This is a genomic window from Paenibacillus cineris, from assembly GCF_018333335.1.
Classification (GTDB): Bacteria; Bacillota; Bacilli; order Paenibacillales; family Paenibacillaceae; genus Paenibacillus_AQ; species Paenibacillus_AQ favisporus.
This window is the reverse complement of sequence record NZ_BORU01000002.1, coordinates 628,723-646,893: the sequence shown is the minus strand read 5'-3', so window position 1 is coordinate 646,893 and position 18,171 is coordinate 628,723. Positions and strand designations below refer to the sequence as shown.

The 18,171-nt window shown below is 53.9% G+C and carries 19 protein-coding genes; 11 read left to right on the top strand and 8 right to left on the bottom strand.

What is annotated here, in order from left to right:
* Positions 1-135: 135 nt before the first annotated feature.
* The 8 genes from KI379_RS23715 to KI379_RS23680 all read right to left on the bottom strand — a co-directional run bounded on the left by KI379_RS23715 (position 136) and on the right by KI379_RS23680 (position 6,971).
* A complete protein-coding gene (locus KI379_RS23715; protein WP_076172938.1) occupies positions 136-555 on the bottom strand; it encodes a pyridoxamine 5'-phosphate oxidase family protein in 420 nt (139 codons plus the stop codon).
* A 76-nt stretch (positions 556-631) separates the two neighbouring features.
* On the bottom strand, positions 632-1,081 hold the full coding sequence (locus KI379_RS23710) for a Dps family protein (protein WP_212985164.1): 450 nt from the start codon (positions 1,079-1,081) through the stop codon (positions 632-634).
* Positions 1,082-1,236: 155 nt separating this feature from the next.
* Positions 1,237-2,349: a GerAB/ArcD/ProY family transporter gene (locus KI379_RS23705; protein ID WP_179232065.1), complete on the bottom strand. Its 1,113-nt coding sequence runs from the start codon at positions 2,347-2,349 to the stop codon at positions 1,237-1,239.
* Between the two features lie 19 nt (positions 2,350-2,368).
* On the bottom strand, positions 2,369-3,451 hold the full coding sequence (locus KI379_RS23700) for a Ger(x)C family spore germination protein (protein WP_212985071.1): 1,083 nt from the start codon (positions 3,449-3,451) through the stop codon (positions 2,369-2,371).
* Positions 3,444-4,919 (bottom strand): spore germination protein, encoded by a 1,476-nt coding sequence (locus KI379_RS23695; RefSeq protein ID WP_212985070.1) that lies wholly within the window; start codon positions 4,917-4,919, stop codon positions 3,444-3,446. Before KI379_RS23695 ends, KI379_RS23700 begins: the two co-directional genes overlap by 8 nt.
* Before the next feature lie 159 nt (positions 4,920-5,078).
* Positions 5,079-5,675 (bottom strand): TetR/AcrR family transcriptional regulator, encoded by a 597-nt coding sequence (locus KI379_RS23690; RefSeq protein ID WP_244169329.1) that lies wholly within the window; start codon positions 5,673-5,675, stop codon positions 5,079-5,081.
* A gap of 68 nt (positions 5,676-5,743) precedes the next feature.
* Complete coding sequence (locus KI379_RS23685) at positions 5,744-6,355, bottom strand: VC0807 family protein (RefSeq protein WP_076172933.1); 612 nt, start codon at positions 6,353-6,355, stop codon at positions 5,744-5,746.
* 319 nt (positions 6,356-6,674) lie between these two features.
* A complete protein-coding gene (locus KI379_RS23680; protein ID WP_076172932.1) occupies positions 6,675-6,971 on the bottom strand; it encodes a hypothetical protein in 297 nt (98 codons plus the stop codon).
* A 106-nt stretch (positions 6,972-7,077) separates the two neighbouring features.
* Between KI379_RS23680 and KI379_RS23675 the strand changes: the two genes are divergently transcribed.
* From KI379_RS23675 to KI379_RS23625, 11 genes are all read left to right on the top strand, one after another.
* Positions 7,078-7,764 carry a TetR/AcrR family transcriptional regulator gene (locus tag KI379_RS23675; RefSeq protein WP_212985069.1) on the top strand — a complete coding sequence of 229 codons (687 nt, stop codon included), beginning with the start codon at positions 7,078-7,080 and terminating at the stop codon, positions 7,762-7,764.
* Between the two features lie 5 nt (positions 7,765-7,769).
* Positions 7,770-8,270 carry a hypothetical protein gene (locus tag KI379_RS23670; protein ID WP_212985068.1) on the top strand — a complete coding sequence of 167 codons (501 nt, stop codon included), beginning with the start codon at positions 7,770-7,772 and terminating at the stop codon, positions 8,268-8,270.
* 356 nt (positions 8,271-8,626) lie between these two features.
* Positions 8,627-9,355, top strand: a complete 729-nt coding sequence (locus KI379_RS23665; protein ID WP_076172979.1) for an MgtC/SapB family protein — start codon at positions 8,627-8,629, stop codon at positions 9,353-9,355.
* Positions 9,356-9,441: 86 nt separating this feature from the next.
* Positions 9,442-10,203, top strand: coding sequence for a DeoR/GlpR family DNA-binding transcription regulator (locus tag KI379_RS23660; protein ID WP_076172929.1), 762 nt, complete (start codon positions 9,442-9,444; stop codon positions 10,201-10,203).
* A gap of 111 nt (positions 10,204-10,314) precedes the next feature.
* Positions 10,315-11,403, top strand: a complete 1,089-nt coding sequence (locus KI379_RS23655; RefSeq protein WP_244879415.1) for an alcohol dehydrogenase catalytic domain-containing protein — start codon at positions 10,315-10,317, stop codon at positions 11,401-11,403.
* A 166-nt stretch (positions 11,404-11,569) separates the two neighbouring features.
* On the top strand, positions 11,570-12,619 hold the full coding sequence (locus KI379_RS23650) for an ABC transporter ATP-binding protein (RefSeq protein ID WP_089549056.1): 1,050 nt from the start codon (positions 11,570-11,572) through the stop codon (positions 12,617-12,619).
* Positions 12,616-13,494, top strand: a complete 879-nt coding sequence (locus tag KI379_RS23645; RefSeq protein ID WP_212985066.1) for a carbohydrate ABC transporter permease — start codon at positions 12,616-12,618, stop codon at positions 13,492-13,494. The genes KI379_RS23650 and KI379_RS23645 overlap by 4 nt, the downstream gene beginning before the upstream one ends.
* A gap of 187 nt (positions 13,495-13,681) precedes the next feature.
* Entirely contained in the window at positions 13,682-14,422 is a 741-nt protein-coding gene (locus KI379_RS23640; RefSeq protein WP_084204006.1) for a carbohydrate ABC transporter permease, read from the top strand.
* A 46-nt stretch (positions 14,423-14,468) separates the two neighbouring features.
* Positions 14,469-15,803 carry an ABC transporter substrate-binding protein gene (locus KI379_RS23635; RefSeq protein WP_244879414.1) on the top strand — a complete coding sequence of 445 codons (1,335 nt, stop codon included), beginning with the start codon at positions 14,469-14,471 and terminating at the stop codon, positions 15,801-15,803.
* A 42-nt stretch (positions 15,804-15,845) separates the two neighbouring features.
* Positions 15,846-16,634 (top strand): glycerophosphodiester phosphodiesterase family protein, encoded by a 789-nt coding sequence (locus tag KI379_RS23630; RefSeq protein WP_212985065.1) that lies wholly within the window; start codon positions 15,846-15,848, stop codon positions 16,632-16,634.
* 43 nt (positions 16,635-16,677) lie between these two features.
* Positions 16,678-17,751: a phage baseplate protein gene (locus KI379_RS23625; RefSeq protein ID WP_212985064.1), complete on the top strand. Its 1,074-nt coding sequence runs from the start codon at positions 16,678-16,680 to the stop codon at positions 17,749-17,751.
* Positions 17,752-18,171 lie beyond the last annotated feature (420 nt).

The following is an 18,171-nucleotide window of genomic DNA, read 5'->3' as shown; positions in this document are numbered from 1 at the left end:
TATATCAAGCGCTGCTTGAGTCCGCCAATTCACTGCAGCTCCGTAAGAACAACGGATTGTTGTCAGCACACGAAAAAGCCGCCTTATTAGGTTTCAACCTGATAAGGCGGCTCTCACCGCTGCCGCGGGATTCAATCAATAATCGAACCACTCGTGCTTCTGTCCGTCCTTGTCGGTTAACTCTACACGAATGGCCTTAACCTGAAGGATCACATAATCCGGATCATCCGGGCCGGAGAAATCCGCGCTGAACTCTTCCCGCCAAATCTGCTGACGGAGAGCTTCCTCCGTGTTCACGGTTAATTTTCCGTCGATTTCCACCGTTTCCCGGGAGTCGTTCTCCCCATGCCCTACCAGCAGCGACACCGGCGTCTTGCTTTCCAGGTCCCAGGTTTGGCTTTTCCGATTTGCGACAAGATAGATGCTCAGTCCTTTGTTGTACTTCGGCATCCGGCGCAGCCGCGGCTTCTGATTCTCCACCGTCGCAACGGCGGCGTATTCGTGGTGATCCAGAATTTTGGCAACCTCATGCTCCATGGCGAATTTAGCTTCCATTAATAATCACACCCCTTCTCTTCTGACATCATCGACGAAGGGGCCAGAGCCCCTCGTTCATTGGAAATCGTTGAAATCAGCCAAGGTAGGATTCAAGCATCCATACATGCTTATCCAAGTCCGCCTGCATCGCGATCAGCATATCCGCGGTTGGGTGGTCACCGGCGCTTTCCGCCAAGTTGATGGTGTCATGCAGTTCCTTGCTTACCGCCGAGAAGTCATGGATGAGCGACTGCACCATGCCGCGCGCGTCCTCTTTTCCTGTAGCTTCCGCAATCGTGGCGATTTCCATATACTCTTTCAATGTAGCAAACGGTCTGCCCTTGATCGCCAGAAGGCGTTCGGCGATTTCGTCCGTTTTTTGCGTAACGTCGTTGTACAGTTCCTCGAATTTCGCATGCAGCGTAAAGAACTGTTCTCCTTTTACATACCAGTGATAGTTATGAATTTTCACGTAAAGGATGCTGAAGTTTGCCACCTGCTGGTTCAATGCCTGTTCCAATGTTAATGTCGTTGTGTTTGTCATCATTTATCCCATCCTTTATTATCATTCAGTGAAGGCCTTCGGCAAGCCTTTCGGTTCGTAAGCTTTCTTCTGTAACTGAATTGTACACAATTTAGTTACAGTAAATCAATATGCCATTTCTATCATTTTAATCCCAACCAGGCATGGGTACGATTTCACCCCCCTTCCACTGCCGCCCTTCGATTTTGATACCGTTGGACAATATGCACCCAGAGGCACAGCAGCGGAAGATAGACGTACAGCAGGACCAGTCCGGCCCAGGTTACCACAGAATCCAGCTTGTCGATCGTCTTGGGTCCTTGTAATACGGCGATAATGACAAATGACATCCCGCATGTGAACCATACCAGCGGCTTGGATCTCAATGGGGTGACCTGTCTCAAAATTCTGGTTCCCGCCCACATTGCCATACATACCGGCGGCAGAATCACGATAAACCAATTGAACACATACACGTAATCGAACCGGTCGATGAACGGGAGCCGGGCCACCTTCGACAGAATCAGCGTCGGCCAGATCGTATGCTCCAGCTGCTGAACGTTAAAGAACGCCAATGTGACTATAGCGACGATCAAGTAAAGTACTGTGGAATGGGCCACGGCGATATGAGCCCATTTCCGGGACTTTTCTGGATGCTTGATAAAGGGGTGCAGCAGAAGCAGAAACTCCACCCCGTAAAATAAATTGAGCGAATGGAACGCCGACTGGGCATATTCACGCGGCGAATGGTTCAGCAGCGGCAGGAAATTCGTCCAATGGGCATACTGCAGCGGAAAATAAATCGATACCAGGAGCAGGGTGGGAATGACGACGCAGAAAAAGCAGATTCCCGTGATCACCCGCAACCCCCCGGTCACGATATATACGGCAGTCAGCAAAATGAGCAGGCATACGAACCAGAGCGGCGTCGTGGGAAACGCCCAAATATGGATGACCTCCATGTAAGACCGGATTTGATAGACGATAAACAGCAGCATATAACCGTAGAACAGGAGATTCATCGCTCCTCCCATCCATTTGCCGAACAACTGCCGATGCAGGTGGAGGATATCGCCTCCATCCGCGTGCTTCATGATCGCATAAATGATCCACACGACCGCGTGCAGGCTGAGGCCGACGAGCAGTAAGGATAACCAGGAGTCCTGCTGCGCCCCCTTAATGTTCCGGCTCTGAAAGCTCAGCATAGCGATGCCGGACTGCGTTCCGTGAATCATGAACCACAGCAAATAAGGGGATACGGTTAAGCTTTCCTTGATCTGTCTGGACATCTTCATTCACCTGTCCTTATTATTCTCCGATTCCCGATTTGGTCAGTTGAAGGTTGATAGCGATATCGAACGCCGTTTTCGGATACAGCCTTTCGTAAAATTCCTTCTCGTCCCAGTCCCGGGAATATGCCCTGACCAAATCCCCTACGCCCAGCGGATCCACACCGCTGTCCCTCAGTTTGGCGAGCAGCGACATCAGGCGTTCCCGTATCTGCTTTTCCAGCTGGCGGTCTACCTCGCGGTCATTGGAGTCCTTTCTTAAGTCCATCCATCTCGGATACTCCTTCACCATTCCGCTGATCGCGAGCCGGACTTGAATATGCAAGCCATCTGCCCTCATGACCGCATGCTTGGATTCCCTTCCATAGCTCACCGAAAAAAGGGCTGTTCCTTCCTGCCCGTGCTTTTTCAGGGTAAACGGAATTTCCCCGCGCATGGAATATCCCTGAAGAAGCTTATAATAGAACATTTCCTCCGGATTCAAGGTAAGTTTTAAACGGTCCCCTTTGAAAATGCCATAGCCCGATACCTGCAATCTGCCCGCAGCGTTTAACCGGATGACCGGGAGCGAAACGTCCCTCCCCAGGCCATGGTAATCAAACAACATCGTCGAGAGGTTGGATCTCGGAATATTCCCCGATTTCATATTCTGCTCAATGAGATGGTACGGCAGCTCACGGCTGCCCTGCTCGGCTATGACCTTGGCCAGGGACGTGACCGGCTCCTCCGATACGGCCACCGTCAAATAATTGCTGATCAGCGGGTTGCGGCAGATCGAATTGATGAAATACGAAAGGCCGCTCTCCGCGAGCTCCCGGCTGAACAGGAGCAGCCGCAGCTTCTCGATTTTGACCGGCTGGGCTGACTGGCCGTTCATTTCGTTCAGGACGAGCTGGGTCTGCCCCGCCCGCCCCTGCAGCGTGCCGACCTTCCCCCTCTGTGTAAAATCGCTGTAGAGAGCGGTCCCGATATAACCTGGGCGGCCGTCGTCAAATCCGAGCACCGTGACGATACGGATCTTATCGACCATTCGGTCGTTGCCGCATCCCCCAAGCGCAAAGACGATACCGAATATCCCCAGCCATCTTGCGAGGCTACTCATGCTCAATATCCTCCTGGTCTTCACTCGGGGTGTACCGCTTGGAATCCAGAGGCCTCAGGTAAATGTTCCGGTTGGTGATATACCGGTACGATCGCCGTACGAAGCTGTCACCGAAATTGCCGGTCCGGAGCGGGAACAGCGGCAGCAAGTACGGGGTGCCGAGAGATTTGAGCCGCAGCAGGTGCCCAAGCAGCAAAAAGAGCCCGGCCACAATCCCCAGCCCGCCCCATAGGCCGGCCAGCAGGATCAGCGGGAAACGCAGGAGGCGGATCGTATTGGCCATTTTAAAAATGGGAGTCGTAAACGAGGCCAGCGCCGACAACGCCACAATGATCAGCAGGATGCTGCTCGCCAGGGCGGCTTCCACCGTGGCCTGGCCGATGACGATCCCGCCTACGATGCCGAGCGTCTGGCCGATTTTGGTCGGGAGCCGGGCTCCGGCTTCCCGCAGCAGCTCGATCGTCACTTCCAGGAAGAGCGCCTCCAGCACGGGAGGAAGCGGGACATGGGTTCGGGACATGATCAACGGCTCCAGTATATTTTCCGGAATAACCTCGAAATGATACGTTAATACGGCGACATAGACAGGCGTGACAAAAATGGAGAAGATGACGCTCAGAATGCGGACGATGCGAAAGAAAGACCCGATAATCCAGGGCAAATAATAGTCCTCCGGCGATACGAAAAAGTCCAAAAACGTGGAAGGGCCCGTAAAGACATAGGGTGATCCGTCCGCGAACACTGCGACCTGTCCGGAAGTAATGGCGTAAGCCACCCGGTCTACCCTTTCCGTCGACAGAAAAAGCGGGAACGGGGAGTTGGTATGATCGGATATAATCTGATCGAGAATCGATGTGTCGAATACGACCTCGAAGTCGATCCTGCCGAGCCGCTGTTTCATCGTTTCGATATGCTGCGGATTCGTCACTCCGTCAAGATAAGCAATCATGACCTTCGTATTGGACAGGCTGCCGACCGAAACCTCCTCGATCACCAGCCTCGTGACGGCGATTTGCTGTCTCAGCAAATGGACGTTGACATGAATGTTTTCCACAAAGCCGATTTTGGGTCCCACGACGCTGAATTCATTTTCGGTCTCGTTGCTTTGGCGGTGCCCCTGTTCGGTCTGGTTGATATTAACGATCAAAAAAGCCGGCTCTTCCGACACGATCTGGAGGATCACATACCCTTTGACCAGCTTGGACTCGACTTCCGACGTATCCTCGGTGATTTGCGCTTCATCGAACGGGATGCGGTTCTGAATGTCCGCCAGCCGACGAATATCATCATCATGCTGCTGGATTTCAGCGATAAGATAACGGTTGACCTTCTCCGCATCCACAAGAGAAGAATAGTAGCTGATCCGGATCCGGTCGTTCTCCGCAAAGGGGGAAAACTGCCGAAAATCGCTGGACTTGGCGGCTTGCTCCAATATTTCACGGAGGGTCTTGGGTGCATCAGGCTTCATGACGATTTCCTTTCCTGTGAGAAAATGAGCATAGATCCCATTATGTTCGGCGCCCGGTCAAAACATACCTCATTTCCCGGCTGCAGCTCACGGAATAGAACGAAAAGAACCCCCAGGGAAAGCCGGCAGTCCGTATCGGCTCATTTGGGGGTCCTTTGATTAGCTCAGCGCATTTTTCATAAACCTAAAAATATCTTCTTCGCTCATTTCCGCGGCATCCGGGGACACAATCTGCTGTACCTGCAGGCCGTTCTTGAAGATGGACAGCAGCCGCGCTGCCTTCTCGGCGTCCACATGGGCCGGGATCACGCCGTGCTCCTGCCCAACCTTGATCCACTCAGCCGAATTTTGAATGGCCGTCTCCTGGTATCGCTTCAGGATGTCGGCCACGGCGGGCTTATCCTTTTGACTCAGCAGGTAAATAAAAATGAGGCTCGAAGCAGTCTCCGTGCTGGACATATGCTGCATCCTTCCCGATAGGGCGGACAGCGGCCCTTGAAGACCCGCATCCTCTCCGACCGCCCGGGATACCGACTCGTAGAAGAGTCGGTTCGTATTCTGCATCCCTGACTGCAGGATCAGGGCGAACAGCTCGTCTTTGCTTTTGACATAATGATAAATGGCTCCTTTGGTCAGACCGCTGCGGTCAGCGATATCCTGAAGCGTCGTCGCCCGGCATCCCCTCTCCAGGATCATCTCTTCGGCCGTGTCCAGCAGCAGCTTCAGGCTGGGATTCATCGACTTGTCGTCCATCATCTATTCCTCCATATCGCTTGGGTTATTATTTGATTCATAAGCTGAATGATTTATGTTGTATTGCTGAATTATTTACGGTTTAAAGCAGCTTCCCGCTTGACGCGTTTCACGTAGGTAACGTTCCACCAGATCGTAAGCGCCAGGATGCCGTAGGTGGCAAACGGGGAAACCGCCAGAAAGGCAGGAATCGACAAAGTGTACACCAACCCTACTTTAACACAAGCTTCGAGCAAAAGCGCGACGCCCCACACCGCCGTCATGCGGCGAAAGGTCTGACGATAGGCTGGCAGGCGGTTCCACTTGTCATGCATTTCCGGATCGCGGCCGGCGAACCGTTCGGCAAAATAAAAGATCAGCGGGCGTGCGGCAAGCAGGGATCCAAGGAATACCAGGCCCATGATCCCTGTAACATAAGACTCCCTCAGCAAAATGAACCGTTCGTCGCCGCCCAGCAGAACCGCGGCAATGCCGAGAACAAGCCCGAGGAAAATGAAGCCGGAAAACATATCGACCTTGCGGGTATGTATTAGGCTGTACACGGTATCGATCAGCGGTACAATGGCGGCGGCCGATAAGGCTACCAGGCTGCTCGTGTGCGGCAGCAGCAAGGTATACACGACGTACGGCAGTACAATGTTGACAATGAGCGTCACGATAATAGCATTTTTCGATTTGGTCATCGGTTGAAACCATCCTCTCCAATAAATAATTCGCTTCGTGTCAGGTTGTGAAATCCAATCCGGAATATTAGAACTGCAATAATATGGCCGCTGCTTCGTCAGTCATACCTTCGGTAGGTATTTTCTATGTCTCTAATAGTACCTACCTTCGGTAGGTATGTCAACATCAAAATCAAACTTGCAATCCCCCTCCATCCGGTTGATTTTCTTGAACCTAATCCGCAGCCCGCAGTCCGCAAGATGCATACGAAAAAACCGGTACATGATGCACCGGTCATTTTTAAGGCTTTCGTTATGATATTTCATTTCATCCCAAAGCTCATTCCTCCGGAACCCTCGGCTTATTCACGTCATCCGGAATCCGCTCATCGAAAACGTCCTGGCCCGGGAAATCCCGGACATGGCCTTCGTGCAGCTCATGATTCTCGTAGTCGAATCGGCCTGAGCTCCGCTGGTCCACCCGCCACGGCGTGCTTTTTCCTAACTGCTCGGCGTTGACCGGCGACCCGTAAGGCCCGTCCGGAAACTCCTCGAAGGCCAGATCGTTTCGCTGCGACTCCACGGTCGACAGGTCTGTCGAAAGGGCCCGCTTCTCATCCTTCATTTCTTGACTCATGGGCGATTCCTCCCTGCGTTTTCGGCTCCGTGCTGCGTGGCATACTTGGACCCGATCATTCTCCTTATTATGGATGGAATAGAGCAAAGTATTCTGGTGGAAATCGTTGACAAATGATGCTAAGCGAATTATCATAAAAACAAAAATACAATTTGTTTTTATGGGAGGTTTTAAATTGCCTCAATTCTCTCCAGCTGAAAAAGAAAAACTTCGTCAGGATTTAATCGATGCCGGTAAAAAGTTGTTTGCGGCACAGGGCCTTAAAAAAACTTCACTGGAACAGTTAACCGCCGCAACCGGGATCGCTAAAAGCACCTTTTACGCTTTTTACGACAGCAAGGAAGCTATGTACTTGGATCTGCTGGAGTTGGAATCGGCCGGGATGGAGGAAAGAGTATGGGCTGCTGTAGAGAAACAGTCCGATGCTTATAACGGAATTATCGCATATCTGCGTCAAATGGTTCTTGAGTTAAAAACCAACCCGCTGACCAAAAAGCTCATTATGCATCCCCAAGAAATGGAGCTATTGCGTCGAAGGGTGCCCCCTGAATTCATCGAAAGAAAACTGCAGCGCAACGTTATCCCTTTAATGAATTATATCGAGCAGCAGCAAATCAAAGGAGAAATCATCAACAAAGACTCGGGAGTCATTGTAGGTATGATGCGGGCAGCCATGCTGATCGAAGTCCATAAACAGGAATTTGACGAGAAGCTTTACGCCGAAATTGAAGAAATAATGTTCCATGCGGTTGCCAGTGCTTTAACGATATCGCCAGTATCCACAAAGGAGTGATCCAATTGGAATTCCATCAACTCTTAGATTGGGCTTTCCAAAGACACTTGAATCCGTTAAGTTGGTATATCCGCCCCATTTTTTTAATCGTATTGGCTTTTTTCGCTTACAAACGAAACTGGAAAGGTATGATGATCACTTTCTTACTTATGATGAGCAGCATGGTTTGGTTTCCTGCGCCGAAAACGATCAATCCCCAGATGGAAGCCGTATTGGATTATGAAAAAATGCTTTTGAGTGATCCAGGTACGGCCGTATTCACGCTGGCACTTATGATGGCTTTTGTCATATCCATGGGCGTTGCATTCTGGAAGCATTCTTTTAAAATCGGCCTGGTTATTCTGAATGTGACCCTGATTGGAAAGGTCGTATTGTCGCTGATGTTGACCGGAGATAACGGATGGGCCCCCATTGGCAACACCCTTTTCGGACTGCTGTTAGTCAACGGGATCGGCTTGGTACTGTTACGGCTTCAAAACAAACAAAGATGGACGAAGATTCATTAGTTATCCGGGAGGCCTTTAACGATCCAGCGGTACGCTATCTACTACAGCGTTCCGCTGTTTTTTGTTGTCAGTTCTCCAAATGAACTCGGGCAAATCGAAACTGCTGCTCCTAGCCTCAGCTGCCCCACCGTCGCCCACGCCCCTGCTCTAAAAAAATATTTCAAAAATTTCCTCCAGATATATTGTCTTCCGCAAATCCGCGTGTTAATATAGCGACAAATGAACAAATTGTGAACATAAACGAGCATATATTACGCAAATAATACTCATTTATGTTTGGTTTGGGCATTGAATGTTCATTTTCGCTTGAGTTAAGGGGGGAATGATGAATCGACAGTGTGTGGCATATCAGCAATATGGATTTGACGCTCCGGCTGCTGTTATCGGTCGCCATGGGCGGATTGATCGGCATGGAACGCGAATGGAACAATCACGCCGCCGGCTTTCGGACCCATATCCTGGTCTGTCTCGGCTCGGCGTCCATCATGATCCTGTCCATGTACGGCTTTGAGGCCTTCGTGGACGAAACGAACGTCCGCCTGGATCCGGCGCGGCTCGCTGCGCAGGTGATCAGCGGGATCGGCTTTCTCGGCGCAGGAGCCATTCTCCGCTCGGGACAGACGGTATCCGGACTGACGACCGCCGCTTCGGTATGGGTCGTGGCCGCGATCGGACTGTCGATCGGCGCCGGTTTTCTCTACTCGGCCCTTCTGACGACCGGTCTTGCTTTTATCAGCCTGTTTGCCCTGAACAAATGGGAAAAGCTCATCATGCACCGCAAGAGGAACTTCGACTTCCTCATCCGGGTGCCCGACAAGCCGGGCATGCTTGTGACGGTCGCCAGCGAGCTGGATGTGCTTGGCATCAAGATCAACAATATCGAAATCCGCACGCCCGACGGGCTGGCGGATGCCATGGTCGAACTGAAATTCCATATCCGCTCCCCAAATCCGATGCAGGTGGTCGCCGCCATGGACAAAATATCTTCCCTGCCCGACGTGCTCGGCATTGAATCGTCGGGAATCTCCTCAGAATTCGCACAAAAGTTCTCCGCAAACAACAAGTATTCCAACTTCAAGATGTAATCGAATTGACGGCAAGCCTGGCAAATGAGCAAAAATGAACAAAAGTAAGCAATCGTATATGCGATTTGGCGGAAAGGATGGTTATATTGCTGGCAGCTGAACGAAAAATGAGAATCGTCGAATTTGTCAGACAGCATCGGTCGGCTTCTGTCGGCACGTTAGCCAAGGAATTCGGCGTTCATGAAGCGACGATCCGGCGCGATCTCGCTGAGGTCGAACAGGAAGGGCTTCTGAAACGGACGCACGGCGGCGTTATTGTGGAACAGCTCACGCATCACGAGCCTTCGTTCAACGAAAGATCAGGCATCCAGCTCGATCAGAAGGAACGTATCGGCCAGAAGGCGGCAAGCTTGGTGGAAGACGGGGATCACATCATTTTGGATTCCGGCACGACCACGCTGCACATCGCCCGCAACCTGGTCCACCGCTCCAACATCACCGTCATTACCAACGACATGAACGTGGCGGCCGAGCTTCGGGACGCTCCCGGCGTCAAAGTGACGGTCACCGGCGGGGAACTGTATCCGTCCAGCTTCATGCTGAACGGCATGTTTACGGATTACGTGCTGAGGTCGGTACACGTATCCAAAGCTTTTATCGCGACCACCGCGATCCATCCCAAATACGGCCTTACGCTTCCGGAAGCCCAACTGGTTGTCGCCAAGCAGGGCATGATCGCGGCCGCCCAGGAAGTCATCGTCGTCGCCGACGAAACGAAAATCGGCAAAATTTCGCTGTACAACGTCGCTCCCAATAGCTCGATCCATACCCTGATCACGGGCAACGAGGTTGCGGAATACGACATTAAGCAGTTTCAGGACGCCGGCATTCAAATTTTAACCGTCTGACGGAACACAGCTCCTTTCAGGGGAGCTGACGATGACGTCAGGCCCGAACAAATGATAAGGAAATCCAGTATTAAAAAAACCAAATAACGTCACATGGAGGTGTTCCCTGATTTGAGTACGATTACGCAAACGGTGGACTCCCGGTCGCTCCGGCTCACCCACCCCCACCATGTCGAAGAAATGACGATGGATCGGACCGTCGCGGAAGGATTCGTCGTCATTGAACCCACTTTAGCCAGCATCTGTCATGCCGACCTTCGGTATTTCGGAGGCCTTCGGAAACCCGAAGTCCTTGCCCGCAAGCTGCCGATGGCCCTGCTTCATGAAGGCATCGGGAAAGTCGTCGGCGGCTCCTCCAAGCTTCAAGCGGGACAGCGGGTCGCCATCGTGCCGAACCTGCCGGGCTATCTGCTGAACGGCATCAAGCACGACGAGTGCTGTCCGGCCTGCCGGGGAGACATTCCGGAGAATTACTGCTACAACGGCAAGTTTCTCGGGAGTACGATCGACGGTATCGCGCAGAGCCGGCTCGTCATTCCGGAGGCATGTGCCATTCCGGTCCCCGATTCGATTCCGGATGACATTGCTGTGCTGGCAGAGCTGTGCAGCGTATCCTACCGGGCGATCCGCCCCGTGGCCGATCTGCTGGTCAGCGCACAGGTCGCCGTATTCGGAGACGGCCCGGTCGGCTTCCTGACCGCCGCCATGCTCCATTATGCCTTTGGTGTCAGCACGGAGCGCCTGACGGTATTCGGCGCCATCCAGGAGAAGCTGGAGCATTTCACGTTTGCGCGGACCGAAATGGTGCAGGAATACGATTTTCAAGGCGGCTGGAAGGTTGATGTCGTGCTGGAATGCACAGGCGGAAGATTTAGTGAAAGCGCCATCAATCAAGGGATCGACTTACTTCTCCCTGGGGGCCATCTGATCGCCATGGGCGTCAGCGAGGATCTGGTTCCTATCAATACGCGGGATGTGCTGGAGAAAGGCATTACGATCCACGGCAGCAGCCGCAGCTCGCATAGCGATTTTCGGAAGGTGCTTGAAGTGATGCAGCAGGAGGAATGTCAGGAGACGCTCCGGCAGTTGGTGCCGGATGACTATATCCCGGTGAGCAAGGCAGAAGACTTTGCGGGCGCAATGGAATCTGCCCTGGCTCACAGAGACTGGAAAAAGATGTACCTCGATTTTCGCTGGTGAGAGAGCGAAAATCTTGTTCAATAGTGTACCACACAAGCGGGTTGAAGTAAAAACGGCTGGAGGATGCCCAGGCATTCCTCCCTCCGTTCTTCATCATATGAAAGCGCTTGCCGTGGACGATGAACCCAAACAACACATAGCAACCGCTGGTGAAGGAGGAATCCGTGTGGCATCCATTGAGTTGGTCGATGTATCCCAATCGTTTGACAAAAACACCATCATCCCCCGTCTGAACCTGAAGATCGAAGACGGCAAATTCACCGTCCTGGTCGGTCCTTCGGGCTGCGGCAAGACCACCCTGCTCCGCATGATCGCCGGGCTCGACCGCCAGACTTCGGGGTCGGTTCTGATCGGCGGCAGCGACGTATCCGCCATTGCCCCGGGCCAAAGGGGCGTAGCCATGGTGTTTCAGAACTACGCCATTTATCCGACGATGTCCGTACGCGAGAATATCGAATTCGGCCTGAAAAACAACAAAGTACCCAAGGAGGAACGGACACGGCTCGTGGAAAGCATCAGCGAGACGGTCGGACTCCGCCCTTACCTTGACCGCAAGCCCTCCACCCTTTCGGGCGGCCAGCGGCAGCGGGTGGCGCTCGCGCGGGCGATGGTCAAGAAACCTTCAGTGTTCCTGATGGACGAGCCCCTGTCCAACCTGGACGCCAAGCTCCGGGTGCAGATGCGCGTAGAGCTTATCGAGCTGCACAAGAAGCTGGGCTCCACCTTCGTCTACGTCACGCACGATCAGGTCGAAGCGATGTCCATGGCCGACACCATCGTGCTGATGAATCAGGGAGAGATTCAACAGGAGGCTTCGCCGGCTGAAATTTACCGCGAACCGGATAATCTGTTTGCCGCGCAGTTTATCGGGGTCCCTCCGATGAACGTCGGCGACATGGGGCAGGACGGAGTCCGTTTTGGCTTTCGTCCGGAGCACGGGCTGCTGTCCACCGAGCCGGCGGATGCCCATTTTACGGCCAAGGGCGTCATCTCCACCCGGGAAATGCTCGGCTCAGAGACCATCTACCAGGTCCGTACCCGGGACCATTCCTTTATGATCAAATGCACCGAAGACCTGTTCAGCGTGGACCAGGACATCTATCTCTCGGTGGACGAATCCAAGCTCTTTCTCTTCGGAGCAGATGACAAGCGGATTTACCGCGATGACCGACGGCATAACACCTACCTTCATGCGCTAAAGGGACGTTTCCAATGAACCGGCGCAGAGTATGGGAGACGACCAGGCCGTACGCGCTCATTTTGCCGGCGATGATCGCCTTGTTCCTGTTCGTGGTCTACCCGGTCTTTTACCTCATTAAATTAAGCCTGTATAAATACAACCTGCTCAATAAGGACAAAAGCAAGTTCATCGGACTTGACAACTACCGGGAAATCTTCACCCGGGACGATTTCTATCACGCCCTGGCCAACACAGCCGTCTACACGGTGGGCGTCGTGCTCTGCACCATGCTGCTCTCGCTCGGCGTGGCCGTATGGCTGCGGAAGCGGTCGCGGTTCAACGCCATTCTGCAGGCCGGCCTGTTCACGCCGCATATCATTTCGATCGTCTCCATCGCGCTCGTCTGGATGTGGCTGATGGAGCCGGGGCATGGTCTGCTCAATTATGTGCTGAAGGCCTTCGGACTTCCGGGATCACCCTGGCTGCAGAGCTCCGGCACTTCCATGATCTCCGTGATCCTGGTCTCGGTGTGGCACAGCATCGGCTATTACGCCCTCATTATGGTGGCGGCGCTGCAGAGCATTCCCCCGACCATCTACGAAGCCGCTGCGCTGGACAATGCCAGCAGGTTCAAGGTGTTCTGGAAAATTACGCTACCGCTGATCTCGCCGCAGTTGTTTTTCATCCTCGTCATCATGACGATCGGCTCCTTCAAGGTGTTCGATACGGTCAAAATCATGACCGGGGGCGGCCCCAACGGCTCAACGACGACGCTCGTGTACTACATCTACGAGTTCAGAACGACCAGCATCGGCTTCGCTTCGGCCACCGGCGTCGTGTTGATGGCGATCATCGCGGTGCTGACCTTTGTTTACTTCAAAGTCCTTGCCCAGCGGATTCACTACCAATGAGCCGCACCATGGGCAGACAACAACCTGAGGGGGTGCTTTTCCCGTGCTGATCCAGGAAAAGAAACAAGTCGGCGGGAAGCTGCGTTACCGGATCCGGGACCATTCGTCCCTCCGGCTTCTGAAACGGCTTCTGGGCTTCGTGGCCAAGCTCGCCGTGCTGATCGTGTTTATTTTTCCGTTCCTGTGGATGATATCCACTTCGCTGCAAACCTTTGAGGAGACGCTGGCCTTTCCGCCGACGTGGATTCCCGCCGCGCCGCAATGGCATAACTTTGCCGAGGCCATGAGGTCGGCTCCCTTCGTGACCTATGCGAAAAACTCGGTCATCATCACCGTCTCCGTCATCGTGCTGCAAATGATCGTGATGATCCCGGCGGCGTATGCATTTGCCAAATACCGCTTCTGGGGCCGGAACCTGCTGTTCGGCATCGTGCTGCTCGCTTTCATGATTCCCGGGCAGGTGACGTTCATTCCCGTCTACCTGATGATGGCGGATTGGGGCATCAACAACACCCTTCTGCCCCAGATCATTCCGTTCATGGCCAATGCCTTCGGGATTTTCCTGCTCCGCCAGTATTTTATGCAAATCCCGCAGGAGATTATTGAGTCCGCCCGGCTGGACAATGCCAGCGAGTTCAAAATCATGCAGAAGATCATGATCCCCATGGCCGTTCCCGCCTTGGCCACCGTCGCCTTGTTCAGCTTTGTGAGCCATTGGAACGACTACTTCTGGCCGCTCGTCGTCACCGACTCGACCGCTGTCCGGCCGCTGACGATCGGGATCGCCATGCTCCGGGAATCCGAGGGCGTATCCAACTGGCATATCATCATGGCGGGCAACGTTGTGCTCGTCCTGCCGATCCTGATCGTGTATTTGTTTGCTTCCAAGCAGATCGTCAAGGCTTTTGTATACTCCGGTATTAAATAAACTGTCGCTATTACTATTTAAATCACCTGAAAATGGAGGAGTTTCTGTGAAGAACAAGTTTCCATTCATCGCGCTGACACTGGCGCTGATCATGACATTATTGGCAGGATGCAGCGGAGGAGGAAGCGGGTCCGAAGGCGAAACGGCAGGCACGGACAGCAAGGCCGCTTCGGGAGAGGCATCCAGCAATGCCGGTAATTCCGGCTCCGGCAAGGAGACCATCCAGTTCTGGCACTCGATCGGCGGCAAGAACGGCGAGTTCCTGGACGCCATGATCAAGCGGTTCAACAGCTCCCAGGACAAAATCGAGGTCGTCGGAACGTTCCAGGGCAGCTACCAGGAAACGGTAACCAAGCTGCAGCAGGCCGTTGCGGCCAAGACCGCGCCGGACGTGACGATGCTTGAGCGTTCCAACGTCCAGCTGTTTGCAGACGCTGAAGTACTGGAAGACCTGGCCCCCTACATGGAAAAGTCCGGCCTCAGCAAGGACGATTTTGAGGAGGGGCTGATGGGGCATTCCTATTTTAACGATAAGCTGATCTCCCTTCCGTTTAACCGCTCCACGCCAGTGATGCACATCAACAAGTCGATGCTGGACGAAAAAGGCTTGTCCATCCCGACAACCTGGGACGAATTGAAAAAAACAGCCGAAGCGCTGGTCGTCAAGGAAAACGGCGAGGTGAAACGCTACGGGCTGACGATGCCGTACGATACCTGGTATCCAATCGCCATGATCACGCAGGCCGGAGGCAAGTTCTTCAACGATGAGGGCACGTCCGTCGGTTATACGACCGAAGCTTCCAAGACCTTTAAGTATCTGAAGGAGCTGCAAAATGCCGGCGCCCTCTACTATCCGCCAAGCCAGGACTCCGGCAACATTACGAATCAGATGTTTACGAGCGGCAAGGTGGGGATTCTTTTCCAATCGACCGGTTCGATCTCCGGCCTGACTCAAGGCGCGAAGTTCGATTACGTGACGGCATTTCTTCCGCAGGATAAGCAGTACGCTACTCCGACCGGGGGCGGCAACGTGGCCATGATGGCGGCCTCCAAGCATAAGGATGCGGCCTGGGAGTTCATGCACTGGCTGATGACCAGTCCGGAAGGCGCGCAGCAGTTCGTTATCGATACGGGCTACCTTCCTTTCACGAAGCAGATGGTCGATTCGGACGCCATCAAGCAGTTGTGGGAAAAGGAGCCGAACCGGAAGGTGGCTTTTGAGCAGCTCCAATATGCCGTTGATACCAACAAGAGCGTCCAGTGGCCGCAGGTCGAGCAGGAGTTTAACAAGGCGATCCAAGCGATCATGTACGATAACAAGGACGTCGATGCCACGCTGAACAGCTACAAGGAAGAAGTGGACCGGATCTTGAAAAATTAACGTGACCCCATTTCCGCCAATAACAAGGAGGTACACTGTCTTATGCTAGAGCAATTGCAGCAGCTGCAGTCCATCGTGGTGTCCGGACACCGCGGCTGGAAGTCCGCTTATCCGGAAAATACGCTCTTGTCGTTTCAACAGGCGCTGGATCTCGGCGTCGATATGCTGGAGCTGGACCTGCGCATGACCCGCGACGACGTCGTGGTGGTCATCCATGACGCCACCGTCGACCGGACGACGGACGGATCAGGCCCGGTCGGCGATTATACGCTGGAGGAGCTGAAGCGGCTGGATGCCGGCGGCTGGTTCGGCAAAGTGTTCGAGGGACTTAAAGTTCCGACCTTCGAGGAATTCTGCGAGTTGATCGCCCCTTATCCGGACGTCCTGCTGAACGTGGAGATCAAACCGGACGAACGTGCTCTGGAAACCGCGGACGCCGCCATTGTCCAGCTGGCATCCCGCGGGGAGCTTCACCGGTGCGTATTTACCAGCTTTGACGCCACGGTTCTGGCGTATATCCACGACAAGCATGGCCTTAAGACGCAGGGCTTTCCCGGTGAGCAGATGTATAACTATGTGCCGGGACCCGAGGGGACGATTTCGAAAATGTGGGCGGTGGGACTCAGCATGAAGCTGCTGACGCCTGCCCGGGTGAAGGAATACGAGGATCTGGGCATCCTGCCGTGGTGCTACTGCCCGGATGACGATCAGCAGGTCTACTACGCGATTGGCTGCGGTTCCCTGCTGATGACGGTGAACAACCCGCTCCCCGCCATGCGGATTCGGGAGCAGATGGATCTCTCCCCTACAAGTTTCATGCCGCAGCCGTGAATGTCCGGTTTCATCCCAACCCTATATTGGAGGATTGATGTCCATGGATCATTCGAAATTGAACAGCCGTTGGGCCGTGAAGGGATTGGCCCGCCGCACACTCATGAAATTAACGGCAGGCTTCCTGATCGCCGCCCTCCTGCCTCTCTCCGCTTCCGGCGCTCATGCGCAGCCGTCGCCGCTGAAGTCCAAAATGTTCGACCTGTCGCAGGAGGCGAAGGAAGTGATCCGCGAGAAGCCGCTGCACAACGGGACCGTGCTTCAGTCCTTTGCCATCGATAATGCGAACGGGCGTATTTATACCGTTCAGCTCATGGCCGGCGGACAGCAGCTACCCGGCGAATCCGCGCCGGTCAGCGGATCCGCCCGCTCCAGCAGCGGCGATCTGGCCCTGACCCAGCTGGATATGAACGGAAACGAGCTGGGGCACATGTTCCTGAAGGGATTTGGCCACGGCGTGCAGATCGGTGTGGAGGCAGACGGGTCGCAGGCCTACTTATGGACGGAGACCGACTCGGTGACGGAGTCGGGCAGCGGCTGGGGAACCCAGCTGACCCGGTTCGCCTTCCAGGACGGCGCCATCCTGACGCCGGAGTCGCCGGAGCTTGAGAAGTACCGGCTGATCCCCGGTGCCGACCGGACGACGGTCCATATCGACCAGGCGAACGGGCTGCTGACGATGCGTTACCGTCTGAACGGAGCCTTCCATTTTGGCGTATATGAGCTGGAGAAAGTTAAGCAGCACATCTACGAGCCAGTGGCGGACGTCCTCCAGCCTTCCCTCGGCACGTTCCAGGGCTTCGCCTCCTACGGCGGTTACCTGTATCTCCTGGAGGGCAGCGCCTACGGTTCGGCCGGCTCGGTCGAAGGCACCGGCAATACGTACATCACTGTCGTGAAGCTGAGCACCGGGGAGGTCGTGGACCGGCAGCTGATCCTTACCGCGCCGGAGCTGACTTACCGGGAGCCTGAGGGCATGTCGATCCGGATTCCGGACATCAGGCACCCGCAGAAAGCCGAGCTGTGCTTCGGCTTTGCGTCCGCCTTTACGCCTAACCGGCTCGCCAGCATCTACGCCTTTGATCGGCTCCTGCCCGAGCAGGCGCTGCAGGATTAAAGTTCAAATGAGGAAGGCGGCCGTGTATGGCCGCCTTCCTTTTTTATATGAAGCCGTATTCTGGGGAGGTAGCAAATGTATAGGAAATATTCATGTGTTTGATATTTTACGGCTTGAAGGAAATATCAGTATACGTCGCGCCATCCTTGGCGGATGCATTTGACAGTTGCCCCTAGCACTTTACCCCATTTGCTCCATAACATCCCCTAGATGATTCCCGAAATTTTTCAAAGTAAGGAACGCAACGAGCAAGAGGATCACAATAACACTAATCGCCACAACCACTCGTTTTAAGGTCATTTTTATACCCCATTTCTAATTAGGATCATTAACCATAGTCACGAAGGACAGCAGACCTCGACTCACTTTTTCGTTCATATTTAAAACCCCTGTTACTAGAAATAGTTTCATTCTTTCGGA